Origin of the sequence: Streptomyces sp. FXJ1.172, assembly GCF_001636945.3 — a bacterium.
Lineage (GTDB): Bacteria > Actinomycetota > Actinomycetes > Streptomycetales > Streptomycetaceae > Streptomyces.
Genome location: NZ_CP119133.2, coordinates 4481428 through 4507204, shown reverse-complemented (window position 1 = coordinate 4507204; position 25777 = coordinate 4481428). Strand labels below are relative to the sequence as shown.

23 protein-coding genes and 1 pseudogene are annotated in these 25777 nt (G+C 71.1%); 12 read left to right on the top strand and 12 right to left on the bottom strand.

The genetic code is table 11. The features are described 5' to 3' along the window. Window positions 1-27 precede the first annotated feature (27 nt). On the top strand, window positions 28-864 hold the full coding sequence (locus A6P39_RS20050; RefSeq protein ID WP_067046610.1) for a helix-turn-helix domain-containing protein: 837 nt from the start codon (window positions 28-30) through the stop codon (window positions 862-864). Next, a complete protein-coding gene (locus A6P39_RS20045) occupies window positions 815-1039 on the top strand; it encodes a DUF397 domain-containing protein (RefSeq protein ID WP_067046607.1) in 225 nt (74 codons plus the stop codon). The genes A6P39_RS20050 and A6P39_RS20045 overlap by 50 nt, the downstream gene beginning before the upstream one ends. Here A6P39_RS20045 and A6P39_RS20040 read toward each other — a convergent pair. Together A6P39_RS20040 and A6P39_RS20035 are read right to left on the bottom strand one after the other, a co-directional pair. Then, window positions 1036-2442 (bottom strand): glutamate decarboxylase, encoded by a 1407-nt coding sequence (locus tag A6P39_RS20040; protein WP_067046605.1) that lies wholly within the window; start codon window positions 2440-2442, stop codon window positions 1036-1038. The genes A6P39_RS20045 and A6P39_RS20040 overlap by 4 nt on opposite strands. 26 nt (window positions 2443-2468) lie before the next feature. Beyond that, window positions 2469-3676 (bottom strand): annotated as a pseudogene (locus tag A6P39_RS20035) (ion channel protein). A 134-nt stretch (window positions 3677-3810) separates the two neighbouring features. Here A6P39_RS20035 and A6P39_RS20030 point away from each other — a divergent pair. Continuing rightward, window positions 3811-4572: a MerR family transcriptional regulator gene (locus A6P39_RS20030; RefSeq protein ID WP_067046601.1), complete on the top strand. Its 762-nt coding sequence runs from the start codon at window positions 3811-3813 to the stop codon at window positions 4570-4572. A 79-nt stretch (window positions 4573-4651) separates the two neighbouring features. On the opposite strand, the gene A6P39_RS20025 is transcribed toward A6P39_RS20030, so the two are convergent. After that, window positions 4652-5017: a YbjQ family protein gene (locus A6P39_RS20025; protein ID WP_067046599.1), complete on the bottom strand. Its 366-nt coding sequence runs from the start codon at window positions 5015-5017 to the stop codon at window positions 4652-4654. A 159-nt stretch (window positions 5018-5176) separates the two neighbouring features. On the opposite strand from A6P39_RS20025, the gene A6P39_RS20020 reads away from it, so the two are divergent. After that, window positions 5177-6136: a DedA family protein gene (locus A6P39_RS20020; protein WP_443053065.1), complete on the top strand. Its 960-nt coding sequence runs from the start codon at window positions 5177-5179 to the stop codon at window positions 6134-6136. A gap of 29 nt (window positions 6137-6165) precedes the next feature. On the opposite strand, the gene A6P39_RS20015 is transcribed toward A6P39_RS20020, so the two are convergent. Next, the gene (locus A6P39_RS20015) at window positions 6166-7821 is read right to left on the bottom strand and encodes a threonine/serine ThrE exporter family protein (protein WP_067046796.1); all 1656 of its coding nucleotides are present in this window, start codon (window positions 7819-7821) and stop codon (window positions 6166-6168) included. A 117-nt stretch (window positions 7822-7938) separates the two neighbouring features. Continuing rightward, window positions 7939-8430 (bottom strand): inorganic diphosphatase, encoded by a 492-nt coding sequence (locus A6P39_RS20010; RefSeq protein ID WP_055708033.1) that lies wholly within the window; start codon window positions 8428-8430, stop codon window positions 7939-7941. A gap of 79 nt (window positions 8431-8509) precedes the next feature. Here A6P39_RS20010 and dacB point away from each other — a divergent pair, with 79 nt between their 5' ends. The 6 genes from dacB (at window position 8510) to folE (ending at window position 16232) form a co-directional block, all read left to right on the top strand. Beyond that, entirely contained in the window at window positions 8510-10111 is a 1602-nt protein-coding gene (gene dacB / locus A6P39_RS20005; protein WP_234378935.1) for a D-alanyl-D-alanine carboxypeptidase/D-alanyl-D-alanine endopeptidase, read from the top strand. A 113-nt stretch (window positions 10112-10224) separates the two neighbouring features. Then, window positions 10225-11358: a zinc-dependent metalloprotease gene (locus tag A6P39_RS20000; protein WP_079133422.1), complete on the top strand. Its 1134-nt coding sequence runs from the start codon at window positions 10225-10227 to the stop codon at window positions 11356-11358. A 191-nt stretch (window positions 11359-11549) separates the two neighbouring features. Continuing rightward, entirely contained in the window at window positions 11550-12602 is a 1053-nt protein-coding gene (tilS, locus tag A6P39_RS19995; RefSeq protein WP_067046590.1) for a tRNA lysidine(34) synthetase TilS, read from the top strand. A gap of 74 nt (window positions 12603-12676) precedes the next feature. Continuing rightward, a complete protein-coding gene (gene hpt, locus A6P39_RS19990; RefSeq protein WP_037753105.1) occupies window positions 12677-13237 on the top strand; it encodes a hypoxanthine phosphoribosyltransferase in 561 nt (186 codons plus the stop codon). A gap of 218 nt (window positions 13238-13455) precedes the next feature. Beyond that, a complete protein-coding gene (gene ftsH / locus A6P39_RS19985) occupies window positions 13456-15495 on the top strand; it encodes an ATP-dependent zinc metalloprotease FtsH (RefSeq protein ID WP_067046589.1) in 2040 nt (679 codons plus the stop codon). A gap of 131 nt (window positions 15496-15626) precedes the next feature. Beyond that, on the top strand, window positions 15627-16232 hold the full coding sequence (gene folE, locus A6P39_RS19980) for a GTP cyclohydrolase I FolE (RefSeq protein WP_067046588.1): 606 nt from the start codon (window positions 15627-15629) through the stop codon (window positions 16230-16232). Window positions 16233-16254: 22 nt separating this feature from the next. On the opposite strand, the gene A6P39_RS19975 is transcribed toward folE, so the two are convergent. The 6 genes from A6P39_RS19975 to A6P39_RS19950 all read right to left on the bottom strand — a co-directional run bounded on the left by A6P39_RS19975 (window position 16255) and on the right by A6P39_RS19950 (window position 21518). Further along, the gene (locus tag A6P39_RS19975; RefSeq protein ID WP_067046586.1) at window positions 16255-16743 is read right to left on the bottom strand and encodes a DUF3180 domain-containing protein; all 489 of its coding nucleotides are present in this window, start codon (window positions 16741-16743) and stop codon (window positions 16255-16257) included. Between the two features lie 71 nt (window positions 16744-16814). Continuing rightward, window positions 16815-17426, bottom strand: coding sequence for a 2-amino-4-hydroxy-6-hydroxymethyldihydropteridine diphosphokinase (gene folK, locus A6P39_RS19970; protein WP_067046584.1), 612 nt, complete (start codon window positions 17424-17426; stop codon window positions 16815-16817). Continuing rightward, on the bottom strand, window positions 17423-17782 hold the full coding sequence (gene folB / locus A6P39_RS19965; RefSeq protein ID WP_067046581.1) for a dihydroneopterin aldolase: 360 nt from the start codon (window positions 17780-17782) through the stop codon (window positions 17423-17425). Before folB ends, folK begins: the two co-directional genes overlap by 4 nt. A gap of 249 nt (window positions 17783-18031) precedes the next feature. Beyond that, complete coding sequence (locus A6P39_RS19960) at window positions 18032-18568, bottom strand: nuclear transport factor 2 family protein (protein ID WP_067046576.1); 537 nt, start codon at window positions 18566-18568, stop codon at window positions 18032-18034. After that, entirely contained in the window at window positions 18565-19569 is a 1005-nt protein-coding gene (gene folP, locus A6P39_RS19955; RefSeq protein ID WP_234378934.1) for a dihydropteroate synthase, read from the bottom strand. The genes A6P39_RS19960 and folP overlap by 4 nt, the downstream gene beginning before the upstream one ends. A 134-nt stretch (window positions 19570-19703) precedes the next feature. Continuing rightward, window positions 19704-21518: a phosphatidylglycerol lysyltransferase domain-containing protein gene (locus tag A6P39_RS19950; RefSeq protein ID WP_067046574.1), complete on the bottom strand. Its 1815-nt coding sequence runs from the start codon at window positions 21516-21518 to the stop codon at window positions 19704-19706. A 227-nt stretch (window positions 21519-21745) separates the two neighbouring features. Between A6P39_RS19950 and A6P39_RS19945 the strand changes: the two genes are divergently transcribed. Together A6P39_RS19945 and A6P39_RS19940 are read left to right on the top strand one after the other, a co-directional pair. Next, window positions 21746-22870 (top strand): alpha/beta hydrolase, encoded by a 1125-nt coding sequence (locus A6P39_RS19945; RefSeq protein WP_067046571.1) that lies wholly within the window; start codon window positions 21746-21748, stop codon window positions 22868-22870. Window positions 22871-22966: 96 nt separating this feature from the next. Next, entirely contained in the window at window positions 22967-24391 is a 1425-nt protein-coding gene (locus tag A6P39_RS19940) for a hypothetical protein (RefSeq protein ID WP_199840816.1), read from the top strand. Window positions 24392-24463: 72 nt separating this feature from the next. On the opposite strand, the gene A6P39_RS19935 is transcribed toward A6P39_RS19940, so the two are convergent. Beyond that, window positions 24464-25771 (bottom strand): PH domain-containing protein, encoded by a 1308-nt coding sequence (locus tag A6P39_RS19935; protein ID WP_067046568.1) that lies wholly within the window; start codon window positions 25769-25771, stop codon window positions 24464-24466. Window positions 25772-25777 lie beyond the last annotated feature (6 nt).

Below are 25777 nucleotides of genomic sequence, written 5' to 3'. Positions count from 1 at the left end.
GAGCTTTTGTCACAAGGGAGTTGACCGGTGGGCAGCAACTACGGCGACTGGCTGCGGGAACAGCGCGAGGCGGCGGGGCTGACGCAGCAGCAGCTGGCCGACCTGGCGATCATGACGCGTTCGCACATCGCCCACATCGAGGCGGGCCGCCGGGTGCCGTCGAAGGAGGACGCGCGACGACTGGACGCGGCGCTGAACACGGGGAATGTGCTGAGCAGCTTTCTGCCGCGGGAGGAGGTAGCGGTCGCCGGCTACTTCGAGGCTGTGCGGGTGCTTGAACAACAGGCGGTGATGATCCGAGAGTTCGCCCTGTCGTTCGTTCCCGGCGTCCTCCAGACCAAGGCGTACGCACGTGCGGTACTGATCACGTCGTTCCCCCGGGTGAGCGAGGAGGAACGTGACAGGCGCCTCGTCACACGCCTTGAGCGCGCGAAACTCCTGGACGATCCGGAGACCCCCGTATTCTGGGCGCTGCTGGACGAGGCCGTGCTGCGGCGCCAGATCGGCGGACCGGATGTCATGGCCGGGCAACTCGACCACCTCGTGCGTCTCGCGGAGACCGGCCGTATCCAGGTGCACGTGCTGCCGTTCGCACTGGGCGTACACCCGCTGCTGAGCAACATGCTCACGCTCATGTGGTTCGAGGACCAGCCGCCCATGGCTTATGGCGAGGGCCTGTTCATGGGGAAGATCCACGACGCCCCACCCGTGGTTCAGGAACTCCAGCACCGATACGATTTTGCGCTGGGCAACGCACTGCCGCTCAAGGATTCACTGGCTCTGCTCAGGACGACAGCAAGGGACTACGAGCGCCATGACCGTACGAACGCTCCCGAACGCCGCCGCGTTGAAGGGCTGGCGTAAGTCCTCCTACAGTAACGACCAGGCCGGTAGCTGCCTCGAAGTCCTCGACCACCACCCCTCCGGCGTCCCCGTCCGCGACTCCAAGCGCCCGGAGGGCCCCGCACTCGTCGTCGCGGGGCCCGTGTGGGCGTCGTTCGTCACGGCGGTCAAGGGCGGAGCCCTGCGCACCGCCTAGTGGTGGAACCCGGTCGCCGCCTCCTTGTCCCGGGTCAACGGATGTGGCTGCCGGCGCAGTTGGGGCAGCAGGCGGGACAGGTCGTCCAGGAACAGGTCGGCCAGGTCGTGCGAGAAGCCGTTGCGGCACACGATCCGCAGGACGGACAGGTCCTCGCGGTTGGCCGGGAAGGTGTACGCGGGCACCAGCCAGCCGTTCTCGCGCAGCCGCCGTGAGACGTCGAAGACGTCGTACGCCGTGATGTCGTCGGCGGTGGTCAGCGCGAACACCGGCAGCTGGTCCCCCTGTGTGAGCAGCCGGAAGTCGCTCAGCTCGCCGATGCGCCGGGCCAGCGAGGTCGCCACGTCCCGGGTCGACTGCTGCACCGCGCGGTAGCCGTCGCGGCCGAGGCGCAGGAAGGTGTAGTACTGCGCGACCACCTGCGCGCCGGGCCGGGAGAAGTTCAGTGCGAAGGTCGGCATGTCGCCGCCCAGGTAGTTCACCCGGAACACCAGCTCCTCCGGCAGCGCCTCCGTGTCCCGCCACAGCGCCCAGCCGACTCCGGGGTACACGAGCCCGTACTTGTGCCCGGAGGTGTTGATCGACGCCACGCGGGGGAGGCGGAAGTCCCACTCCAGGTCCTCGTCCAGGAACGGTGCCACCATCCCGCCGGACGCCCCGTCCACGTGCACCGGGACGTCGAGGCCGGTGCGTTCCTGCAGGGCGTCCAGGGCCGCGCACAGCTCCTTGACCGGCTCGTAGGACCCGTCGAACGTCGAGCCGAGGATGCCGACGACCCCGATGGTGTTCTCGTCGCACAGCTCGGCCGCCGCCTGCGGGTCCAGATGGAAGCGGTCGCCCTCCATCGGGACCAGCCGGGCCTCCACCTCCCAGAAGTTGCAGAACTTCTCCCAGCACACCTGGACGTTGATGCCCATGACCAGATTGGGCCGTGCGCCCGGATACCGGTCGGCGTTGCGCCGGGCCCACCGCCGCTTCAGGGCCATCCCGGCGAGCATGCACGCCTCGCTCGAGCCGGTGGTCGAACAGCCCACCGCCGCCGACGGGTCGGGCGCGTTCCACAGGTCGGCGAGCATCGCCACACAGCGCCGCTCCAGCTCGGCCGTGCGCGGGTACTCGTCCTTGTCGATCATGTTCTTGTCCCGGCACTCATTCATCAGCACCCCGGCCTGCGGCTCCATCCAGGTGGTGACGAAGGTGGCCAGATTCAGCCGGGAGTTGCCGTCCAGCATCAGCTCGTCGTGCACCAGCTGGTACGCCGTGTTCGGGGGCAGCGGGCCGTCCGGGAGCCGGTGCGTGGGCGGGGCCTCCGTCATGCCGGCGACCGGATTGGCCTCACCGAAGAACGGGTTGACAGAGACCGTCCGCTTCTCGTGCCTCTCGGGACCTTTGTGCAGGGCCATGAAAACGTGCCTCCAGGAAGGTGTGTTCAGCGGACCGGGGTACCGTCCGGCCGCAACTGCATCTGCGGACGCCCCGTCACCAGCAGCCAGGCGGGCAGCGAGGCGATGCACAACAGGGCGAGGATGGCGGGCGAGGCCACCAGGACGGCGGCGGTGAACAGGCTCACCCAGCCCTGCCGCGTGACAGCGAGGAGCATGCCCAGGACACCCGACGCCACGCCCAGCGAGGGATGCACGGCCGGAACGAGCGCATGCGCGCACAGCCCCAGCGACGTACCGATGAAGACCCCGGGGAAGATACGGCCGCCCCGGAAACCGCAGGACGCGGCGACCAGCAGCGCCGCCAGCTTCACCACCGTCATCACGGCGAACTGCCCCGCCGACCAGCCCTCCGGGTTCCGGGCCAGTTCCCCGACCTCCGACAGCCCCTTGAACAGCGTCAGGTGACCGCCCAGCGCCCCCAGCGCGCCCAGCACGGCCCCGCCCGCGGGCAGCATCAGCATCGGGTGCCGCAGCCGCTGAAAGCCCCCGTGGACGTAAGGGAAGGCGTACACGGCACACATGCCGAGCAGCGCGGCCACCGAGGCGGTCACCAGGGCGGCCAGTACGTCCTTGCCGTCCGGGTGGCCCATCGGCGGCAGCCCCAGGTCGAAGGTCGGGCGGGCCACCAGCGCGGTCGTCATGGCCCCGCACGCGCCCGCCGTCAGTGGCGCGAAGAGGTTGTCCCACAGCCGCCCCCGCATCGGCCGCCCGGCCAGCGCCTCGGAGATCACCAGCGCCGCGATCGTCACTCGCCGACGTCGGCCAGGGCCACAGGTGCCCAGGCCAGCACGCCGGCGTCCGGGCCGAGGCTCGGACCGCCGGCCAGCATCAGCGCGGCCGCCAGCACCAGTCCCGGCAGCGCCACGGGCGGCAGGGCCGGGGCGTCCAGGCCGAGCGTCGCCGGGTCGGGGCCGGCGTGGCCCGGCGCCTTCCAGACCACCAGCCCGACCGCGACACCGGTCGCCACGAGCATGACGAACATCCACAGCACCGAGTAGCGGCCCACCCCGAGCGCGTCCGGCAGCGGCCCCCACAGCACGTGCAGGAGCTGCTCCGCCGCCGCACTCACCCCGACGAAGACCAGGGCCGCGCCCACGCCGACGGCGGCGGCGGGCAGGATGAACGGCAGCAGAGCCCGCGCCGGGGCCGTGGGAGCGGTCGGGGGCGGCTGCCGCGCGGTGTCCTGGGCCACGGGCTCACCATAAGCGGACACATCGTGCACAACATCCCGAACGGTGCGTTGTGGCGTCCGGACGGAATCCGGCTTGCACCTCACGCGACGTGAGGCCTCAGCGTGGAGGACGTACCGACCGAAGGAGCGGAAAAGTGAGCTACTCCGTGGGACAGGTCGCGGGGTTCGCCGGGGTCACGGTGCGCACCCTGCACCACTACGACGAGATCGGCCTGCTCGTGCCCGGTGAGCGCACGCACGCCGGGCACCGGCGTTACACCGACGCCGACCTCGACCGGCTCCAGCAGATCCTGTTCTACCGGGAGCTGGGCTTTCCGCTCGACGAGGTCGCGGTCCTGCTCGACGATCCCGCGGTGGACCCGCGCGATCACCTGCGCCGCCAGCGCGATCTGCTGACCGCCCGGATCGAGCAGCTCCAGAAGATGGCCGCGGCCGTGGAGCACGCCATGGAGGCACGCACGATGGGTATCCAACTCACGCCCGAGGAACGGTTCGAGGTCTTCGGGGACAAGGACCCCGAGCAGTACCGCGACGAGGCGGAGCAGCGCTGGGGCAACACGGAGGCGTACGCCGAGTCGCAGCGCCGCGCCGCCACCTACACCAAGGAGGACTGGCAGCGGATCAAGGCCGAGGTCGACGACTGGCAGGAGCGGTACGCCGCCCTGGTGGCCGCCGGCGAGCCCGCGGCCGGTGAGGCCGCGATGGACCTGGCCGAGGAGCACCGGCAGCACATGACCCGGTGGTACTTCGAGGTGCCGTACGAACTGCACCGGTGCTTCGCCGGGATGTACGTCTCCGACGAGCGCTTCAAGGCGTACTACGACGCCATGGGGCCGGGCCTCGCCGAGCACCTGCGCGACGCGATCCTCGCCAACGCCGACCGGCACACCTCCTGACCGGTCCCGGCCCGGGTGCGCACCGGTTCGCTCCCGGGCCGGGACCGCGGTGGTCACTGCCGGGCGAGGACCACGGCGGTCATTCCCGGGCGAGGACCACGGCGGTGCCGTACGCGCAGACCTCGGTGCCCACGTCGGCGGCCTCCGTCACATCGAACCGGAACGCCAGCACGGCATTGGCTCCACGCGCGCGTGCCTGCTCCACCAGCCGTTCCATGGCCTGGTTGCGGGTCTGCACGAGCGTCTTGGTGAGACCCTTCAGCTCGCCGCCGATCATCGACTTCAGCCCGGCACCGATCTGGCTGCCGAGGTGCCGCGAACGCACGGTGAGCCCGAAGACCTCGCCGATCACCTGCTCCACCCGGTGTCCGGGCACGTCGTTCGTCGTCACGACCAGTACGTCCGGCTGGGGTCCCTGCCCGCCGCCGTAGTCTTCGAGTCCCATGAGTCACAGCTTTCTCTCCGTGGTCCCACAGCGCATCCTGGAGGCGCCGGTGGAACCTGGGGCGGTCACTTCACGTTGATAGCTTTGGCGGCACGCACAGGGAAGTACGCCGTTCAGCCGCCGCCACCGCCCTTCACCCCTCAGGAGCCCGGACCCGTGATGACACTTGCCCTCGGCCCGAGCTGGCTGGATCCCAACAAGCTGCTCGACAGTTTCGGCATCTGGGGTCTGCTGCTCGTCGTCTTCGCCGAGTCCGGCCTGCTCATCGGCTTCTTCCTGCCGGGTGACTCGCTGCTGTTCACCTGCGGCCTGCTGATCACCTCGCACCAGATGGACTTCCCCCTGTGGGGCGCCATCGCCCTGATCTGCCTCGCCGCGATACTCGGCGACCAGGCCGGCTACATGTTCGGCAGGAAGGTCGGCCCCTCGCTCTTCAACCGCCCCGACTCCCGCCTGTTCAAACAGGAGAACGTCACCAAGGCGCACGAGTTTTTCGAGAAGCACGGCCCGAAGTCACTGGTCCTGGCCCGCTTCGTGCCCATCGTGCGGACGTTCACGCCGATCATCGCGGGCGTCAGCGGCATGAAGTACCGCTCGTTCCTGGTCTTCAACGTCATCGGCGGCGTCCTGTGGGGCGCGGGCGTCACCCTGCTCGGCTCCTGGCTCGGCCAGATCGACTTCGTCAAGAACAACATCGAGGCGATCCTCATCCTGATCGTCCTCGTCTCCGTGATCCCCGTCGCGATCGAGCTGCTCCGGGCCCGCAGCAAGGAGAAGAAGGCCCCGGCCGCCCAGCCCGCCCCGCAGCCCGTCCCCCAGCAGCAGCCCGCGTACCAGCACCGGCCGGCGATGGACGACGCGACGACGCGCCTGCGCCGCGTCGAGCCGGCCGAGCCGGCCGAGCCGGAGCCGTACGGCTACCAGCCCCAGCAGCAGTACCAGCCGCAGCCGCAGCAGTACCAGCCGCAGCCGCAGCAGTATCAGCAGCAGCCGCAGCAGCAGTACCAGCAGCAGGACTGGAACCAGCAGTACTACGACCAGCAGCAGTACGTGCAGCAGCAGTACCCGCAGCAGCAGTACGACGAGAACGGGTACCCCTACGACTACGGCCGGGAGTAGCCGACCGGGGGCGCCTGGGCCCTGTCGTCCTAGAAGCCCCGGGTCCGCTTCGCGGCCCGGCGCTTGCCGGCGGAGCCGATCCGCAGGAACAGCCGCGAGATCTCCGACCCCAGGTTGACCCCGATGGCGATGGCCATGGCGAGTGACGCCGCCTTGGCCAGCGACACCAGCCCCTTGTCCACCTGGTTCTGGGCCATGCTGAGCAGCCCGAAATACGTGGCGGAGCCGGGCAGCAGCGGCCCGATCGCCGCCGTCGTGTACGGCAGGGCCGAGGCGAACCGGTAGCGCGCCAGCAGCTGCCCGAACAGGCCCACCAGCCCCGCCGCCACCGCCGTGGAGGCCACCGGCGAGATGTTCCCGACGTAGTGCATCGCGCCGTACACCGACCACGCGACGCCCCCGTTGAGCGTCACCCAGAGCACGGTCGAGCGTTCCTGCTGGAGCAGCACCGCGAAGGTCAGCGACAGCACCATGGACGCCGCGATCTGGATCAGCGGCCGTTCGTTGATGATCAGCGACGCGTCCGGGTTCAGCTTGCCGCCGACCTTCACGCCGAAGTACAGGACGACCAGCACGCCGGCGACGATGCCGACGAAGAAGTACATGACCTCCAGCAGGCGCGCGGAGGCCGTGATGTAGAAGCCCGTCAGGCCGTCCTGCACGCCCGCCACCAGGGCCCGCCCGGGCAGCAGCGCGAACAGCCCACCGGTGACCACGGCGGAGGCCTTGACATCGATGTGCGCCAGCGCGAACGCCACCCCGATCGCGGCGGGCGGCATCGCGGCGACCGTGAACTGGTAGAACTCCGGCAGCCCGCGCCCCGCGCACAACCAGGCCAGCCGGTCGCCGAGCATCGCGCCGACGGCCGCCGCGACGAACACGATCAGGTCACCGCCGACCAGGATGGAGGCGGCGCCGGCGAGCAGCCCGCCGGCCAGGGTCAGCACCCAGCCGGGGTAGGGGTGCCGGTTGCGGCGGATCTCCACCAGCCGCCGGTAGGCCTCCTCCAGCGAGACATGCGTCTCCGGGTCGGTCAGGTCGTCCACCAGCCGGAACACGGCCGCGAGACGCGTGTAGTCGGTGCCCCGGCGCCGTACCGTCCGCGACGCCGTCACCGGGTCCTCCACCAGCGACGGCTGGTGGGAGATCGACAGCAGGGTGAAGGTGACGTTCGGCTCGCAGCGGTCCAGGCCGTAGGACCGGCACACCGCGAACATCGCGGCCTCCACGTCCTCCGCGCCCTCGCCGCCCGCCAGCAGCAGCTCCCCGATACGCAGCGTCAGGTCGAGCACGCGCGGAACCGCCGGGCCCTCCTCCTCGGCCCGCTGCACATGCTCCGGAGCCGGGCGCTCGGCCACCGGCATCCGCAGCATCGTGCGCATCCGGTCCTGCCAGGGCGCGTCCTTGATCAGGCTGACCGCCGGTATCCCCGTCGCCGGGGTGAACGCGGACGGCGCGCCCTTGGCGCTGTAGGTGCTCGGCAGGCTGAAGGCCGACCCCTCCGGCTCCGGACTCGGCGGCTGCGGCACCGCCAGGCCGTCCGGCACGGCGAACTCGGACGTGCTCTCCGGCTCACCCCCGCCCTCGGTGACCTCGATGCCCTCGGGAATGGCGAACTCGGACGTGATCTCCGGGTCGTACCGCGCCTCGTCCGACTGGGGCTTGCGGTCCTCCGCCTGCGTCACCTCGACCTGCTCCCTGAACGACACCCTTCCGTAGGCCTCAGTATGCGCATGCGCACCCGGCGGACACACAAACGGGCCGCACGCGCGCGCGTGCGGCCCGTTTCTGCGGGACAGGGCTCAGTGGCCGCCCTGCTCCTCGAAGCGCTTGTACGACCGCTCGATCTCCGCCTCGGCGTCCGTGCGGCCCACCCAGTTGGCACCCTCGACCGACTTGCCGGGCTCGAGGTCCTTGTACACCTCGAAGAAGTGCTGGATCTCCAGGCGGTCGAACTCCGACACGTGGTGGATGTCGCGCAGGTGCTCCACACGCGGGTCGGTGGCCGGAACGCACAGCAGCTTGTCGTCGCCGCCCGCCTCGTCCGTCATGCGGAACATGCCGATCGCGCGGCACTTGATCAGGCAGCCCGGGAAGGTCGGCTCGTCCAGGATGACCAGCGCGTCCAGCGGGTCGCCGTCCTCGCCGAGGGTGTTCTCGACGAAGCCGTAGTCGGTCGGGTAGGCGGTCGAGGTGAAGAGGCGACGGTCCAGGCGGATCCGACCGGTCTCGTGGTCCACCTCGTACTTGTTGCGCGAACCCTTCGGGATCTCGATCGTGACGTCGAACTCCACCGGTGGCTCCTCCATGATCAGCACATAGTTCTGGTGGTTAAGTGTCCCTCACGCAGGTGTGTGATCGCGAAAGGGGCTGGTGGTCGTGCCAGAGCTGAGGCCTTGGCGGGCCGCGAGACCGCAGGTGGAGCGGATCGCGAACGCCGTACGACCGCGTCTGGCGCGGACCGTGACGGCCGTGAAGCCGCGGGCCGCGCGGTTGAGGCGGGCCCTTGCCTCCCGGTCCTCGCACCTCCCCCGTCCGCGAGCCGTCGGGACCTGGCAGTACACCGCGGGCGCCGTCACCGCCGGCCTCGCGCTCGCCGCCGGCGTGGTGACCGTGGCCGGCCCCTGGGACGCCAACGGTCAGCGTACGGCCGAGCGGGACCGCGCGATCGCTCTGGAGCGCTCAGGTGGCGCAGATCACGGCGGTGCCGGCACGACCGCGGGGGCGCCCCGGCCCGCGCCGAGCGCCGCGCCCGTCCTGGTGGGCCTGGACGGCGCGACGGCCGCCGTCGGCACCAAGAAGGCCGCCCCGGGCGGAAAGCCCCTCCCGGACGTCCTGGGGCCCCTCCTGGACGCCCCCGCGCTGGGCGACGGCCACGCGGCGGCCGTCGTCGACATGACCACCGGCAAGCGCCTGTACGGCACGGACTCCGGGGAGGCCCTCACCCCGGCCTCCACCACCAAGATCGCCACCGCGGTCGCCGCGCTGTCCGCCCTCGGCCCCGACCACCGCTTCACCACCCGCACCGCCCTCGAGCCCGACACCGGCGAACTCGTCCTGGTCGGCGGCGGCGACCCCACCCTGACCGCCCGCAAGGACGCCGGGGGCTGGGCCGGCCTGCGCCAGCTGGCGTCCGGCACCGCCGAGGCCCTGAAGAGGCGCGGCATCCACAAGATCACGCTCTCCTACGACACCACCTTGTTCACCGGTCCCGCCCTGCACCCCATCGGCGTCAACGACAACCTCGCCCCGGTCAGCGCCCTGACCGCCGACGAGGGCCGTACCGACGACTCCACCAGCGGCCCGGCGCCCCGCGTGAGCGACCCGGCGCAGGACGCGGCCACCAAGTTCGCGGGCTTCCTCAAGGACGCCGGCATCACGACGACATCCCCCGGCCCCTCGAAGGCCTCCACGCGCGCGCAGGGCCTCGCCACGGTCTCCTCACCCCCGCTGTCCGACATCGTCGAGCGGATGCTGACCAACAGCGACAACGACATCGCCGAGACCCTGGCCCGGCAGACGGCGCTCGCCAGCGGCCGGCCGGGCAGCTTCGACGGCGGCGCCGAGGCGATCTCCGCGCGGCTGACCAAGCTGGGCCTGCCGATGACCGGCGCCTCCTTCCACGACGGCAGCGGCCTCAACCGCGACGACCGGCTGACGCCCGACCTGCTCACCGGCCTCCTGGCCACGGCCGGCGACCCGATCCGCCCCGGCCTGCGCCCCGTCCTCACCGGTCTGCCCGTGGCCGGCTTCACCGGCACCCTGACCAGCCGCTACGCCGACGGCGCGGCAGGCGTCGTACGCGCCAAGACGGGCACCCTGACCGGCGTCAACACCCTGGCCGGCACGGTCGTCGACGCCGACGGCCGCCTCCTGGCCTTCGCCTTCATGGCCTCCGGCACCGCCGATCCCCAGGCGGCCCAGGCGGCCCTGGACAAAGCGGCCTCGGCGCTGGCGGGGTGCGGATGCGGCTAGGCCGGCCCGGCCGGCCCGGTCGGCCGGGTCAAGGACAGACCCCGCCGAACCACCGTGCCCACGCGACCCGCACACCCTGCCCCAAGGGGTAACGGTCCCGTACGGTTGACAGCATGACTGGCTTCGGTGGCACCACATCTCCCGGGATGGTCGACTGGAACCTCGCGGTCGCGACCGCGACGCGGCTCGTACGGCCGGGCCCCGACGTCAGCCGCGACGAGGCACGGGCCGTCGTCGCGGAGCTGCGCCGGCACGCGAAAGCCTCGGAGGAGCACGTCCGGGGCTTCACTCGTATGGGCACCGACGAGACCCACGACACCCCCGTCCTCGTCGTCGACCGCCCCGGCTGGGTCCGCGCCAACGTCGCCGGCTTCCGCGAGATCCTCAAACCGCTCCTGGAGAAGATGCAGGAACGGCGCGCCGGCAGCCCCGGAAGCGCGGTCCTCGGCGCGGTCGGCGGCAAGGTCACCGGCGTCGAACTGGGCATGCTGCTGTCGTTCCTGTCCTCCCGCGTCCTCGGCCAGTACGAGACCTTCGCCCCTGCCGCCCGCGACCTGCCGGCCGGCACCGACGGCGCCGGCCGGCTGCTCCTCGTCGCGCCCAACATCGTCCACGTCGAGCGCGAACTCGACGTGGAACCGCACGACTTCCGCCTGTGGGTGTGCCTGCACGAGGAGACCCACCGCACGCAGTTCACCGCCGTGCCCTGGCTGCGCGACCACCTCGAGGGCGAAATCCAGTCGTTCCTGGCCGAGACCGACGTCGACCCGATGACCTTCCTGGAGCGCATCCGGGAAGCCGCCCAGTCCCTCGCCGGGGGCCGCCCCGAGGGCGAGGAGGACGACGGCGGGCGCTCCTTCGTGGAGCTGGTGCAGACCCCCGCCCAGCGCGAGATCCTCGGCCGTCTCACCGCCGTGATGTCCCTGCTGGAGGGCCACGCCGACTTCGTCATGGACGGCGTCGGCCCCAGCGTCGTACCGTCCGTCGCCGAGATCCGCGAGAAGTTCCAGCAGCGCCGCGCCAAGGGTGCCTCCCGGCTCGACCTCGCCCTGCGCAAGCTGCTGGGTCTGGATGCCAAACTGAGGCAGTACCGGGACGGCGAACGCTTCGTACGGGCCGTCGTCGGCGAGGTCGGCACCGACGGCTTCAACCGCGTGTGGACCTCGCCCAACACCCTTCCCACCAAGGCCGAGATCGCCAAACCGGCGGACTGGGTCGCGCGGGTGCACCGCAGGGGCGAGGCGTGAACGGCACGGACGAGTCGTGAACGGAATCCGGCCTGCGGCAGGCGAACGCTCCTCCAATCACCCGTCCGAGGGACCGTGGGCCATCCGTAGGCGTGCAATGCTCGGGGAACCTCCCGGTTCTGTCACCATCTACACACTCTGAGTGACCGAACTCGGATCCACCCCCGACAACTTCATGAAGGGAACCGGACATGGGTCCCCATCCTGCGGTCGCGGCGATACGCCTGGCGGTCCGCCGCGTCCTCCACGACATCCTCAATGACGACACCTCGGGCAAGCCGGGCCGCAAGGCAGCCGGCCGGTACCCGCAGCGGACGGCCGAGCGGTCCCCCTCCCCGCTCGTTCTCGTCGCGTGCTCCGGCGGCGCCGACTCCATGGCCCTCGCCTCCGCCCTCGCCTTCGAAGCGCCCCGACTGGGCATCCGCGCCGGCGGCGTCACCATCGACCACGGCCTCCAGCCCGGCTCCGGCCTCCGCGCCGACGAGGTCGTCCTGCGCCTGCGTGAACTCGGCCTCGACCCGGTCGAGTCGGTCGCCGTGACCGTCGGCCGCGAGGGCGGACCCGAGGCCGCCGCCCGCGACGCCCGTTACGCCGCCCTGGACGCCGTGGGCGAACGCCACCGGGCCGCCGCGATCCTGCTCGGCCACACCCGCGACGACCAGGCCGAAACCGTCCTGCTCGGCCTCGCCCGCGGCTCGGGCATCCGGTCCCTGTCCGGCATGGCCGCGGTCTCGGGGGCCGGCGGCCGTTACCGGCGCCCCTTCCTCCAGCTCGACCGGCAGACCGCCCGCAAGGCCTGCATGGTCCAGTCCCTCCCCGTTTGGGACGATCCTCACAATGCCGACCCCGCCTACACCCGTTCCCGGCTGCGGCACGAGGGTCTGCCCGCCCTCGAGAAGGCCCTCGGCAAGGGCGTCGTGGAGGCGCTCGCCCGCACCGCCCAGCTCTCCCGCGACGACGCCGACGCCCTCGACACCTGGGCCCGCCAGGCCGGGGCCTCCGTACGGGACGGCGCGGGCCTGCTGGAGTGCGCCAAGCTGTACGCCCTCCCGCCGGCCGTGCGCCGCCGCATCCTGCGCGCCGCCGCCATCGAGGCCGGCGCCCCTGCCGGTGCGCTGTTCGCCCGTCACATCGAGGAAGTCGACCGCCTGATCACCGGCTGGCGCGGCCAGGGGGCCATCAATCTCCCGGGCAAAGTCGTCGCCCAGCGCCAGGGTGGCAGACTGGTGATTCGGCAGGGCTGAATCCCGACCGTCCGGAGCAAGGCTCCGCCGGGCCGGGCGGCCGCCGGGCCGTAAGTGCGGGACGACCGAAAGTGATGCGGGTGGACGCGAAAGACATGGGTGCCGACCTCGAGAAGGTGCTCATCACCAAGGAAGAGATCGACGCGAAGCTGGCCGAGCTGGCCGCGAAGATCGACGCGGAGTACGCGGGCAAGGACCTGCTCATCGTCGGCGTCCTCAAGGGCGCGGTGATGGTCATGGCGGACCTCGCCCGGGCGCTGTCCACCCCCGTCACCATGGACTGGATGGCCGTGTCCTCCTACGGCGCGGGCACCCAGTCCTCCGGTGTCGTGCGGATCCTCAAGGACCTGGACACCGACATCAAGGGCCGGCACGTCCTGATCGTCGAGGACATCATCGACTCCGGCCTGACCCTGTCCTGGCTGATCAACAACCTCGGCTCCCGCGAGCCCGCCTCGCTGAAGGTGTGCACGCTGCTGCGCAAGCCGGACGCCGCGAAGGTCGCCATCGACGTCGAGTGGGTCGGCTTCGACATCCCGAACGAGTTCGTCGTCGGCTACGGCCTCGACTACGCCGAGAAGTACCGCAACCTGCCGTTCGTCGGTACGCTCGCGCCCCACGTCTACGGCGGCTGAGCCGCACGGGACGAGGTGTGAGCCAGTCGGCTCAGTCCTTGTAGGACGATCGGGAACCCCGGCGGGTTCCGCGCCGTTGAAGCATGCAGAGACGGGCACCCCGGCCGTTCGAAACGCTTCGTGCGGCTTCGGACATTGCCACGCTGGGGTACCGTCAGAAGAACTGTCTTATCAAACTCACTATGGCAGGAGGGACGGGGCGGCACCGCTCCGTATGGATGGACGTGAAGCGATACTTCCGTGGGCCGGTCATGTGGATCGTGCTGGCCGTCCTTGCCGTGGTCGTGTTGATGCAGGTCGTCGGCTCGTCCGGCGGCTACAAGACGGTGGACACCGGCCAGGTCGTTGCGGCGATCAACAGCAACAAGGTCCAGTCGGCCAAGCTCACCACCGGTGACGAGCAGAGCATCAAGGTCACGCTGAAGGACGGCCAGAAGGTCGACGGCAGCTCGAAGATCCAGGCGAGCTACATCGGCGACCAGGGCTCCCAGCTGGCCACCAACCTGCAGACCAGGTACCAGAGCAAGCAGATCCCGGACGGCTACACGGTGTCGCCGTCCAAGCAGAACCCGTTCGTCGGCGTCCTGCTCTCCCTGCTGCCCTTCGTCCTGATCGTGGTCGTCTTCCTGTTCCTGATGAACCAGATGCAGGGCGGCGGCTCCCGGGTCATGAACTTCGGCAAGTCCAAGGCCAAGCTCATCACCAAGGACACCCCGAAGACGACCTTCTCCGACGTCGCCGGCTGCGACGAGGCCGTCGAGGAACTCCAAGAGATCAAGGAGTTCCTGCAGGAGCCGGCCAAGTTCCAGGCCGTCGGCGCCAAGATCCCCAAGGGCGTGCTGCTCTACGGCCGCCCGGGTACGGGCAAGACGCTGCTCGCGCGTGCGGTCGCCGGTGAGGCGGGCGTGCCGTTCTACTCGATCTCCGGTTCCGACTTCGTCGAGATGTTCGTCGGTGTCGGTGCCTCCCGTGTCCGTGACCTCTTCGAGCAGGCCAAGGCGAACGCCCCGGCGATCGTCTTCGTCGACGAGATCGACGCGGTCGGCCGCCACCGTGGCGCCGGCCTCGGCGGTGGTCACGACGAGCGCGAGCAGACCCTGAACCAGCTGCTCGTCGAGATGGACGGCTTCGACGTCAAGGGCGGGGTCATCCTCATCGCCGCCACGAACCGGCCCGACATCCTCGACCCGGCGCTGCTGCGCCCCGGCCGCTTCGACCGCCAGATCGCGGTCGACCCGCCGGACCTGCAGGGCCGTCTGGAGATCCTCAAGGTTCACCAGAAGGGCAAGCCGGTCGCGCCCGACGTCGACCTGTCCGCCGTCGCCCGCCGCACCCCGGGCATGACCGGTGCCGACCTCGCCAACGTACTGAACGAGGCCGCGCTGCTCACGGCCCGCGGCGACCAGAAGCTGATCGACAACAAGGCGCTGGACGAGGCGATCGACCGCGTGGTCGCGGGCCCGCAGAAGCGGACCCGGATCATGTCGGACAAGGAGAAGAAGATCACCGCGTACCACGAGGGCGGTCACGCCCTGGTCGCGGCGGCCTCGCCGAACTCCGACCCGGTCCACAAGATCACGATCCTGTCCCGCGGCCGCGCCCTCGGTTACACGATGGTCCTGCCCGACGAGGACAAGTACTCGACCACGCGCAACGAGATGCTCGACCAGCTCGGCTACATGCTGGGCGGCCGCGCGGCCGAGGAGCTGGTCTTCCACGACCCGACCACCGGTGCCGCGAACGACATCGAGAAGGCCACCAACCTGGCCCGCGCGATGGTCACGCAGTACGGCATGACCGAGCGGCTCGGCGCCATCAAGTTCGGCGGCGACAACAGCGAGCCGTTCCTCGGACGTGAGATGGCTCACCAGCGCGACTACTCGGAAGAGGTCGCCGCGCTGGTCGACGAAGAGGTCAAGAAGCTCATCGAGAACGCGCACAACGAGGCCTGGGAGATCCTGGTCGAGAACCGCGACGTGCTCGACCAGCTCGTCCTTCACCTGCTGGAGAAGGAGACCCTGGGCAAGGAGGAGATCGCCGAGATCTTCGCCCCGATCGTCAAGCGTCCGCCGCGGCCCGCCTGGACCGGCTCCTCGCGCCGCACCCCGTCCACCCGCCCGCCGGTGCTCTCCCCGAAGGAGCTGGCACTGACCAACGGTGCGAACGGCGCCACGGCCTCGATCAGCACGGCCAAGTCCACGGCGGCGGAGTCCGCCCCGGTGACCGACCAGGCCCCGGAGGACCGCCCCGAGAGCTGACCGCGTTTCGGCCACCAGGGCCGGAATGAACGCCGCGTCCGCCAGGTTTAGCCTGGGGGCGCGGCGTTCGTATGTCCGCGGAAGGGCGTGTGGCCGCCGTCATGCGCCAAGGCACAGGAACGAGGAACCATATGACCGACCCCGTGACGCTGGACGGTGAGGGGCGCATCGGCGAGTTCGACGAGAAGCGCGCCGAGAACGCCGTACGGGAACTGCTGATCGCGGTCGGTGAGGACCCGGACCGCGAGGGCCTGCGTGAGACGCCGGCCCGGGTGGCCCGGGCGTACAAGGAGATCTTCGCGGGCCTGTGGCAGCAGCCGGAGGACGTCCTGACGACGACGTTCGACATCGGGCACGACGAGATGGTGCTCGTGAAGGACATCGAGGTGTACTCGACCTGCGAGCACCACCTGGTGCCGTTCCGGGGCGTCGCGCACGTCGGCTACATCCCGTCGACCTCCGGAAAGATCACGGGACTGTCCAAGCTGGCCCGGCTCGTGGACGTCTACGCCCGCCGACCGCAGGTGCAGGAACGTCTCACGACGCAGATCGCGGACTCCCTGATGGAGATCCTGGAGCCCAGGGGCGTGATCGTGGTCGTGGAGTGCGAGCACATGTGCATGTCCATGCGCGGTATCCGCAAGCCGGGGGCGAAGACCATAACGTCGGCCGTCCGCGGTCAGCTGCGGGACGTCGCCACCCGGAACGAGGCCATGAGCCTGATCATGGCGCGCTGAGCCGGGCGGAGCGGCACCGCGCTCATCCCGCCGGTTCCGCTCCCGGGTGGTTCTGGTCCTCGTCCTCCGGGAGCTTGCACACGCGCTCCAGGAACAGGGCGGCCGCTATCACCGCGACGCCCGCCACGACCGAGAAGCCGGCGTAGAGGGCCTGGTCGCGGCGGGCCGGGATGTCGAGAAGCTCCAGCAGGAAGACACCCGTGCCGCCGTACATACCGGCGACGAGGGCGGCGACCAGGGCGCTGGCCTGCCCGAAGACGACCGCGCGCGCGGCCATCAGCGGGTCGACGCCCTTGGCGCCCGGGCGGCGCTCGCGCTGGGCCTTCAGCCGGGCGCGCAGCGAGAGCGCCGTCGAGAGCAGGACCCCGGCGATCAGGGCCAGCACGACGGGGGCGGCCAGGGGGACGCTGGGCAGGGTCCCGATCGAGTTCCAGAGGCGGGCACCCGCCCAGGACAGGACTCCGGCCACGACGAACACGCCGGCCAGCACCCTGATGCGCAGCTCTCTCACGGTGTCCCTTCAGCTCCCCCGGACCGGCCCGGACCGTGGTCGTTCCGACCTTGCCGTCTAGACCTTAACGACTACTCGGGCAGTCGGAGTTCCAGGTCCTTGCGGGGTTCCACGCCCGCACGGGTGAGCGCCGACAGCAGATCGGCCACCGTGCCGCGGCCGGGCAGCTGGGCCTGCGGATCGACGTCGTGCCAGGGCGCGAGCACGAAGGCACGCTCGTGGGCGCGCGGGTGGGGCAGTGTGAGATGCGGGTCGTCGGAGGTGACGTCGGCGTACGCGACGATGTCGACGTCCAGGGTGCGCGGGCCCCAGCGCTCGTCGCGGACCCGGTTGAAGGCCTCCTCGATGGCGTGCGCGCGCTCCAGCAGGGAGTCGGGGGGCAGCGTGGTCTTCAGGGCCACGACGGCGTTGAAGTACGCCGGCTGGCTGCCGGGCTCGACGCCCCACGGCTCGGTCTCGTAGACGGGGGAGACCGCTTTCACGCGCACTCCCGGCGTGTCCTCCAGCGCGTCGACGGCGCCCTGGAGGGTCTCCAGGCGATTGCCCAGGTTCGCGCCGATGGAGATCACGGCCCATTTGGGGTTCTGCAGGGTCGTGTCGGCGGCGTCGACCTGCTCGACGACCGAGGCGGGCACCGGCTGGACGGTCGGGTCGCTGTGACCCTGAAGGAAAGGTCGGGTCATACTCGGCTCCGGGTGATGGTGACGGTCACGTCGTCGAAGGGGACGGTGATCGGCGCGTCCGGCTTGTGGACGCACACCTCGACCTGCTGGACCCCTTCGTGCTTCAGGCAGGTCTGCGCGATCCGCTCGGCGAGCGTCTCGATGAGGTTCACCGGCTCGCCCTCCACCACGGCCACGACCTCCTCGGCCACGATGCCGTAGTGCGCGGTCTTCGTCAGGTCGTCGTCAGCCGCGGCCGCCCGGGTGTCCAGCCCGAGGACGAGGTCCACGATGAAGGTCTGGCCCTCCTCGCGCTCCTTGGGGAAGACACCGTGGTGCCCGCGGGCCTTGAGGCCGCGCAGCGCGACACGATCCACGCGAATCACTCCTGCAATCGTCGGGAATGACCGGCCCGTACCACGTGCGGGCGGCACACCGGCTTCAGACGAATCTACCTGCGGGCACCGACACAGCCGGGTCACGGGGCCGCGGGCCCCGGCGGTTACCACGAGGGTTCATCTTGTGTTTCCCCCGGGAAACCCGGCCGCGCCATGGGGTGGAAGCGGCTCATACCCCGGGGTAGGTGATTCCAACCACTTCTTCGTCCTTGTGGGGCGAGTACCCATTCAGGTGAGGGGACCGTCGTCCGGATTCACGCCGTTTGCACCGGGCTCGTCGTCCTCCTCGTCCTCGCTCTCCGCCATGACGGGGGAGGCATGGTGCGACCACAGTTTCCAGCCGGAGGGCGTGCGCCGGAACACGTTCGTGGCGACGACGAGCTGGCCGACCAGCGGACCCAGCTCCGCGCCGTCCGCCGGCGCCGGGCCGCCGCTGAGGATGTTCTCGGTGCAGGTCACGAGCGCGGTGTCGCCGGTGACGGAGACGTGCACGTCGGTGAGGAAGAACTGGATGTAGTCGGTGTTGGCCATGATCAGGGCGTACGACCTGAGGACCTCGCCGCGGCCGGTGAGCACCGGCCAGCCGGGGTGCACACAGGAGACCACGCCGGTGTCCGCCGGATCGTGGTACTCCTCGTCCACGCCCAGGTCGGCCGGGGTGAGCCAGAGCGAGGACAGCTCCTCGAAGTCGCCGCGCTCCATCGCCTCGTAGAAGGCGGTGTTGGCGGCCTCCACCTGCTCGACGTCGGTATGGGGGGCGCTCACCGGTCTCCTTCCGCCCCGCGCTCACCGTCGGCACCGAGCGCACGCCCGGGATCGCGCGCCCCGCGGTCACCCTCAACGCCACGCGTGCATCCCGCCCCCTGCGCCCCTCGCTCGCCGCCCGCGCCCGGCCCTGATCCCGCCTCGCGCGCCTCCTCGACGGCCCGTGCGACCCGCACCGCGTCCGCGGTGGCACGGACCTCGTGCACGCGCACCGCCCACGCGCCGGAGTGCGCCGCGATCGCGGAGACGGCGGCCGTGGCGGCGTCGCGCTCCCTGGCCGGCGGGGGCGCGCCCTGCGGACCGGCCAGCACCCGGCCGAGGAACCGCTTGCGGGAGGCGGCCACGAGCAGAGGGTGGCCGAGGGCGTGCAGACGGTCGAGATGCGCGAGGAGGGTGAGGTCGTGCTCGGCCTCCTTGGAGAAGCCGAGACCGGGGTCGACGACGATGCGGTCGGGGGCGACGCCGCCCGCCAGAACGGCCTCCACGCGCGCGTGCAGCTCGTCCACGACTTCGGCGACGACGTCCGCGTAGACGCCCTTGACGTTGCCGCCCTCGAGGAAGCCGCGCCAGTGCATGACGACGAACGGGGCGCCCGCGGCGGCGACCACCGGGATCATCGCGGGGTCGGCGAGGCCGCCGCTGACGTCGTTGACCAGGGCGGCACCGGCCGCGAGGGACTGTTCGGCGACGGAGGCACGCATCGTGTCGACGGAGACGACGACGCCTTCGGAGGCGAGACCGCGCACGACCGGGATGACGCGCCTGAGTTCCTCGGCCTCGTCCACGCGCGTGGCGCCCGGCCGGGTGGACTCGCCGCCGACGTCGACCAGGTCCGCACCCTCGGAGACGAGATCCAGGCCGTGTTTGACGGCGACCGTCGTGTCGAACCAGCGGCCGCCGTCGGAGAAGGAGTCGGGGGTCACATTGACGACGCCCATGACCGCGCACCGGTCCCATGCCGGAAGGCCCGCCACCAGGCCGCGCCCGCTGAGGTTGTTCATACGTTCAGCGTAGGCCCAGGAAGGCGCCCGAACGCGCGGCGGCCCGGGCGGAAGCACCCGTGCTGGAGGGGGTGAGGCTTCCGCCCGGGCCGGTCCTGGGTCACGCCGCCCGGTCCCGTGGCGTCACGCGGTGCTCAGGCCGCGCGCACGTCCCGTTCCGCCACCGCGTGCGCGCAGGGGCGCTCGGCGGTGGCCCTGCGCCGGCGCAGGAAGCGCGGGAGCGGCAGGGCGAGGGTGACGAACCCCTCCGCCTGCATGACGGCGAAGCCGATGCGGGGCAGGTCGCTGGAGGCGCGGTAGACCATGAACCGCGGTTCCCAGCGCGGCTGGAACTTGGCGTTGAACTTGTACAGCGACTCGATCTGGAACCAGCGCGAGAGGAACACCAGCAGCCCGCGCCAGGCGCGCAGCACCGGACCGGCGCCGATCTTCTCCCCGCGCGCGAGGGCGGAGCGGAACATCGCGAAGTTCAGCGAGACCCGGCTGATGCCGAACTTCGGCGCGGCCTGCAGGGCGGCGACGATCAGCAGCTCGTTCATGCCCGGGTCCGCGGAGCGGTCGCGGCGCATCAGGTCCAGGGAGGCACCGTCCTCGCCCCAGGGCACGAAGTGCAGGATCGCCTTCAGGTCGCCGTACTCGCCAGGGGTGTCGTCCTGCTTGTGGGCGGTGGCGATCAGGCAGTCGCCGTCGGCCGGGTCGCCGACCCGGCCGAGCGCCATGGAGAACCCGCGCTCGGTGTCGGTGCCGCGCCAGTCGTCGGCCGCCCGCCGGATGCGTTCCAGTTCTCCGTCGCTGAGGTCACGGATACGCCGTACCCGGGTTTCGTAGCCGGCCCGCTCGATGCGCTTGACCATTTGTCGCACGTTGCGCATCGCGCGTCCGGCGAGCGAGAAATCCGCGACGTCCACCACCGCCTCGTCGCCCAGCTCCAGGGCGTCCAGGCCGGTCTCGCGGGTCCACACCTCGCCGCCCGTCTCCGAGCAGCCCACCACGGCCGGGGTCCACGAGTGGGCCTTGGCCTCGTCCATGAAGCGCTCGATGGCGCCGGGCCAGGCCTCGACGTCACCGATGGGGTCGCCGCTGGCGAGCATCACGCCGGAGACGACGCGGTAAGTGACCGCCGCCTTGCCGCTGGGCGAGAAGACGACCGCCTTGTCACGGCGCAGCGCGAAGTGGCCGAGGGAGTCGCGCCGGCCGTGCTTCTCCAGCAGGGCCCGCAGCTGGGCCTCGTCGGCCTCGGTGAGGCGTGCGGCCGGGTGTTCCGGGCGGAAGGCCAGGTAGATCGTGGTGACCGCGGTGATCCAGCCGAGCGCGCCGAGGGAGAAGGCGACGGTCCAGGAAGTGTTGCCCGAGTAGTCGACGGGGCCCTCGAAGCCGAACAGGCCGTAGACGACGTGCGTCAGCCGGTCGGCCAGGCTCGGGTCGCCGATCGTCCGGTGCGGGTGAACGCTGACGATCACGAGTCCGAGGGCCAGGGAGCCCGCGCTCATGAGTACGAAGTTGGTAAGAGCTCGCCACCTGCTGCGCGGGTCCGGCAGCGCCGCGAACTCGTTCCTGTGCCGCAGCAGCGGTACGAGCAGGGCGACCGCGATCAGTACGCCGGCGATCGAATGACGGTAGGCGAACTGCGCCACGGCACCCGCCGGCAGCAGCGCGACCGCGGCCCGCCACGCCCGGCGCTTGCGCCGCCTGAGCCCGTGTGCGAGAAGTAGCAGCAGTACGCCTACGCTGAGCGAGAGCGCCGCCGCGAAGGGCCCGAACGAGCCGGGCAGCACCTCGGCGATCGCGTGCATACGGCTGTGACGGAAGCGCGGGAACACGCCCGCGGCAATGTCCAGGGCGCCCACGATCGCGGCCGCCCTGCTGACCAGGGTGGGAACGGCCTCGGGGCGCGGACCGCGCAGTATGCGCCGCGCCCGGCTTGATCGGCTCGGAACCTCGCCCGACATTTCCCCATCTATCCTGACAGACATCGCATCCCGTAGTTCTGCGAGAGACCTTGAACCCGGGCCCGATCAGGGCATCCGGCGACATTGCGCCCTCTAGGACGGTGTCCTGGGGAGTGAGGTTCACTCGCCACCGGAAAGTCGGGTCAAAGGCAAAGGAAAGCCCCGGGCAAGCCTTCGCAACGAAGCGTGGGTGGAATCGGGCGGAAAGCGCAGGCAGGAAACAGCCCATGGGTCTCACGAGCAATAAAGTGCTGGTGCTGGCGGTTCTCTTCGCCGTCGTGCTCTTCGGCGCCACGGTGTGGCTTTGGCCACGGCTGGCACGGCAGAGCTGGCGGGCCGTCAGCGGCCGTGTCGGCATTCTGCTGGCCACCCAGCTGGCGATCTTCGCCTCCTTCGGCCTCGCCGCCAACCAGGCTTTCGGTTTCTACGCGAGCTGGTCGGACCTGTTCGGTACGGAGACCGGGCAGGGAGTCGTGGTCGATCACACGGCGTCGGGCGCCAACAGCCCGATCCAGGTGGTCTCCACGTCCCGGGTCGTGGGCGTGAGCAGCGGGCTGCCGCAGGTGGCGGGGCAGATCCAGAAGGTGGACATAGTCGGCCGTACGACGCACATCGCCGCGCCGGCGTTCGTGTACCTGCCGCCGGAGTACTTCCAGCCGCAGAACCGTACGCGCAAGTTCCCGGTGGGCGTCGTCCTGACGGGCTACCCCGGCACGGCGCAGGCACTGGTGGACAAGCTGAACTACCCGAGCACGGCGCAGCGGCTGGCCAAGGACGGCAAGATGCAGCCGATGATCCTGGTGATGCTGCGGCCGTCCGTGGCGCCCCCGCGGGACACCGAGTGCGTGGACGTGCCCGGCGGACCGCAGACGGAGACGTTCTTCGGCAAGGACCTGCGCGACTCGGTGATGGCCCACTACCGGGTCGACAAGACGCCCGCCAGCTGGGGCATCATGGGCGATTCGACCGGCGGCTACTGCGCGCTGAAGATCGCCATGCACCACCCGGGTTCGTACGCGGCCGCCGCCGGCCTGTCGCCGTACTACAAGGCGCCGATCGACCCCACCACCGGCGACCTCTTCCACGGCAACAAGAACCTGCAGAATCGTGCCAACCTCTTCTGGGCGATCCAGCACCTGCCGGCGCCGGAGACCTCGCTGCTGGTCACGAGCAGCAAGGTCGGCGAGCACAACTACAAGGACACGCTCAAGTTCATCCAGGCCGTGCAGGACACGAACGTGACCAGGGTCTCCTCGATAATCCTGCCGAGCGGCGGACACAACTTCAACACGTGGAAGCGGGAGATCCCGAGCGCGCTCCAGTGGCTCAGCTCACGGCTCGTCTCGCACTGAGGCCTGTGTGCCTGATGCCTTGTGAAGCCCACGGTGTGGCCGTGTTTTTACGGGGCGAGGGCCCACGATTCGCCTACGCGCGGTAAGTTTCTGGCCATGCCACGTGGACGCCACCGCCATTCCCCACCCTTGCACCGGCTGTTGCCTCCCTCGGCGATCGCCGGCGTGTCCATCGCCTGCGCGCTGGGTCCCTGGGCGTTCTCCGGGGCCACGGTGTTGCGCGCCCTGGCCGCGGCCGCGGCGGCGACGGCAGTCGTCGGCGCGGTGGTGATGCGCCGCTGGGACATCCAGGCGGGCAAGCAGGTCGCCGAACTCACACGCGCGCGTGCCAGCGACGAGTGGCGCAACGAGGAGCGGGTCGCCGAACTGGAGACCGACCTCGAGGAGTCGCGCGAGCTGCGCGCGAAGCTGGAGCAGCGGCTGCGGGCCAAGCGCGCCGAGCTGGCGGGCCTGCGCAACGAACACGCGGCGCTGCTGCGCCGGTACGCCACGGCGGAGACCGAGCGCGCCAGCGCTCTGGAGGGCCGCCGGCTGCTGGAGATCGAGGCGGCCGAACCCTCCTCCGCACCCGCGCTGCCGCCCGCGCGGAGCGCCGAGCCGGAGCGGGAGCGGGCCGAGGCCGGGGAAGCGGGCGAGGCGGCCGGGGCCGTCGGCGCGGTCGGAGCGGTCGAGGCCGGGGCTGCCGACGGGGACGAGCCGTCGGCGCACGCGGTGTTCTCGTCCGAGGGCGCTTGGCTGTACCGGCGCGCTCTGACGGCTCTGGCCCGGTTCGTCCAGGAAACTCCGGCCGAGTCCGAGTCCGAGTCCGAGCCGGTGACGTCTGCTGTGGAGGCCGCCGGGGACGTGGCTCCGGAGGCCGAGGCGGCTTTGGCGGCCACGGGTGCCGAGGCTGAGGCTTCCGCGGCCGAGGAGCGGGGCCGGACCGGCGCGGACGGCTCCGACGAGGACTCCGCCGTCGAGGACGAGACCGATGCCCGTACGGCCGTCGAGGGCGAGGCCGGTTCTGTTGCCAAAGGAGAACACGCCGGGCAATCCGTCGACGCCGGGGCCGCAGTGGGCGCCGGGGAAGGCGTGGCCGACGGTGTGACGGCCGGCGTGCCCGGCGAAGCGGCGGCCGCTGCGGCCGAGGACGCCGGGGCCGCCCGGAGCGAGGCCGTCGCCCCGGCCGCACCCGCCGAGCCCGCCCAGCCGGTGGTGCAGCCGCGCGCCGGGCACTTCACGGTGCCGACCGCGGTGGCCGTCGTACCCGCCGCGCCCGCGCGGCGCCCGACGGTCGAGGGCAGCTTCGACTTCTTCGGCACCCAGAAGGCGGCGACCAGGGCCGGGCTGGACTCCGTGCAGAACGAGGACCTCGCCGATGTCGTCGGCCCCGAGGCCCTCGCCGTGCACAAGGCCGAGGCCGAGGCCGAGTTCAAGCGCGCCGACGCGCAGTCGCCCCGGGGCGGCCAGGTCATCGACCTCACCGCGCACGACGAGACCGAGCAGATCGACGTCCAGGGGCTGCGCACCGCGGCTTCCTGACGCTCTGCTGCCGCAACACGGCGGGCCCGGTTTCCCCGAGGGGAGCCGGGCCCTGCGTCATCCAGCCGGGCTCTACGTCATCCAGCGGTCCGGGCGGGCGTCCCGGCGGCCGGTGCGGGACCTCTCGGCCTGGTCGTGCAGGAGCCGTACGGCGTCCTCGGCGTCCCGCAGGCGGGCCGTCACGGACTTTCCGGCCCCGTTGTCCACATGGACGTCGGCGAGCCGCCAGAGGCGCTGCCAGGGCCCCTGGGTGAGCCGTACGCTCTGCACCTTGGCGTGCGGCACCAGCGAGAGACTGCGGCGCAGCAGACCGTGCCGGGCGGCGAACACCGTGCCGGTGACCGCGAGGTGGTGGCCGCGCCACCACACCGGTACGCACCACCGGGCCCGCCGAGGCGCCCGCGACAACTCCTGAGGCACCGTCACACCCGGCAGCACGCGCGCGACGACCGACTCGGCGACCGCGCGCGGGGCGACGGGTATCAGCACCGAGTTGGCGGACCCGGCCACCTGCAGTTCCACCCGCACCCAGCCGAGCCGCCGCCACAGCAGCGGCTCCACGATCCGCACGGTCTGCACCCGGCCGGGCGGCACCGTCTCGTGCGTACGGTCGAGCAGCCCGTGGTCGATGCGCAGCCCGTCCGGGGACTCGCCCACCTTCCAGTCGAACTCGGCGACGAACCGGCGCACGCTGCTCGCGCCGGCCCCGCCCAGCAGCGGCAGGGCGGTCGCGAGGACGGTCCACAGGTTGTGGGTGGTGAGCCACAGCACGCCCGGTACGACGAGTGCGGCACACAGCGAGCCCCAGGGGGCGGCCGTCAGCGCCAGGGACAGCGCGAGCGCGCGAGGGGGTACGCGCAGTAGCTCGAGCGCCGGTGCCTCGCCGACTTCATGCGCTGTCTCGGGTGCGAAGCCCGCCGCGCGCGCGAGCAGCTCCGCGCGCAGGGCGCGCGCCTCCTGTTCGCCGAGGAAGGCCAGTTCGTCCTTCTTGTCGGCGCCGACGACGTCGATCCGCAGCTTGGCGACGCCCGCCACGCGCGCGAGGAGGGGACGGGAGACGTCCACGGCCTGGATGCGCTCCAGCCGGATGTGCGCGGTGCGCCGGAACAACAGGCCGGTACGGATGCGCAGTTCGGAGTCGGTGACCGCGAAGTGCGTGCACCACCAGGACAGGAAGCCGTACAGGCCTGCCGTCGGCACCAGGACCGCGAGCCCCAGCAGGAGCATGGTGTCGGTCAGCCGCGCCAGTTGCTCCTGCGCGCCGTTCGGGTCGTGCGCCGCCCAGCCGACGAGTACGGCCACCGGCGCCCACGCCCGGCGGAAGGGCGTGACCGGGTGCAGCCGGCGCTCGGTCACGGGGACGCGCCCCTCGGCACCCATGACCCC

Bases quoted from the DNA above. Each gene is read 5' to 3' on its own strand.
- A6P39_RS20040 (WP_067046605.1), bottom strand. From the start codon at position 2,442: ATGGCCCTGCACAAAGGTCCCGAGAGGCACGAGAAGCGGACGGTCTCT.
- A6P39_RS20000 (WP_079133422.1), top strand. From the start codon at position 10,225: ATGACTGGCTTCGGTGGCACCACATCTCCCGGGATGGTCGACTGGAAC.
- A6P39_RS20020 (WP_443053065.1), top strand. From the start codon at position 5,177: ATGACACTTGCCCTCGGCCCGAGCTGGCTGGATCCCAACAAGCTGCTC.
- A6P39_RS19940 (WP_199840816.1), top strand. From the start codon at position 22,967: ATGCCACGTGGACGCCACCGCCATTCCCCACCCTTGCACCGGCTGTTG.
- hpt (WP_037753105.1), top strand. From the start codon at position 12,677: ATGCGGGTGGACGCGAAAGACATGGGTGCCGACCTCGAGAAGGTGCTC.
- A6P39_RS19935 (WP_067046568.1), bottom strand. From the start codon at position 25,771: ATGGGTGCCGAGGGGCGCGTCCCCGTGACCGAGCGCCGGCTGCACCCG.
- A6P39_RS19945 (WP_067046571.1), top strand. From the start codon at position 21,746: ATGGGTCTCACGAGCAATAAAGTGCTGGTGCTGGCGGTTCTCTTCGCC.
- ftsH (WP_067046589.1), top strand. From the start codon at position 13,456: ATGGACGTGAAGCGATACTTCCGTGGGCCGGTCATGTGGATCGTGCTG.
- A6P39_RS20025 (WP_067046599.1), bottom strand. From the start codon at position 5,017: ATGGGACTCGAAGACTACGGCGGCGGGCAGGGACCCCAGCCGGACGTA.
- tilS (WP_067046590.1), top strand. From the start codon at position 11,550: ATGGGTCCCCATCCTGCGGTCGCGGCGATACGCCTGGCGGTCCGCCGC.
- folK (WP_067046584.1), bottom strand. From the start codon at position 17,426: ATGACCCGACCTTTCCTTCAGGGTCACAGCGACCCGACCGTCCAGCCG.
- folP (WP_234378934.1), bottom strand. From the start codon at position 19,569: ATGAACAACCTCAGCGGGCGCGGCCTGGTGGCGGGCCTTCCGGCATGG.
- A6P39_RS20045 (WP_067046607.1), top strand. From the start codon at position 815: ATGACCGTACGAACGCTCCCGAACGCCGCCGCGTTGAAGGGCTGGCGT.
- folE (WP_067046588.1), top strand. From the start codon at position 15,627: ATGACCGACCCCGTGACGCTGGACGGTGAGGGGCGCATCGGCGAGTTC.
- A6P39_RS19950 (WP_067046574.1), bottom strand. From the start codon at position 21,518: ATGTCGGGCGAGGTTCCGAGCCGATCAAGCCGGGCGCGGCGCATACTG.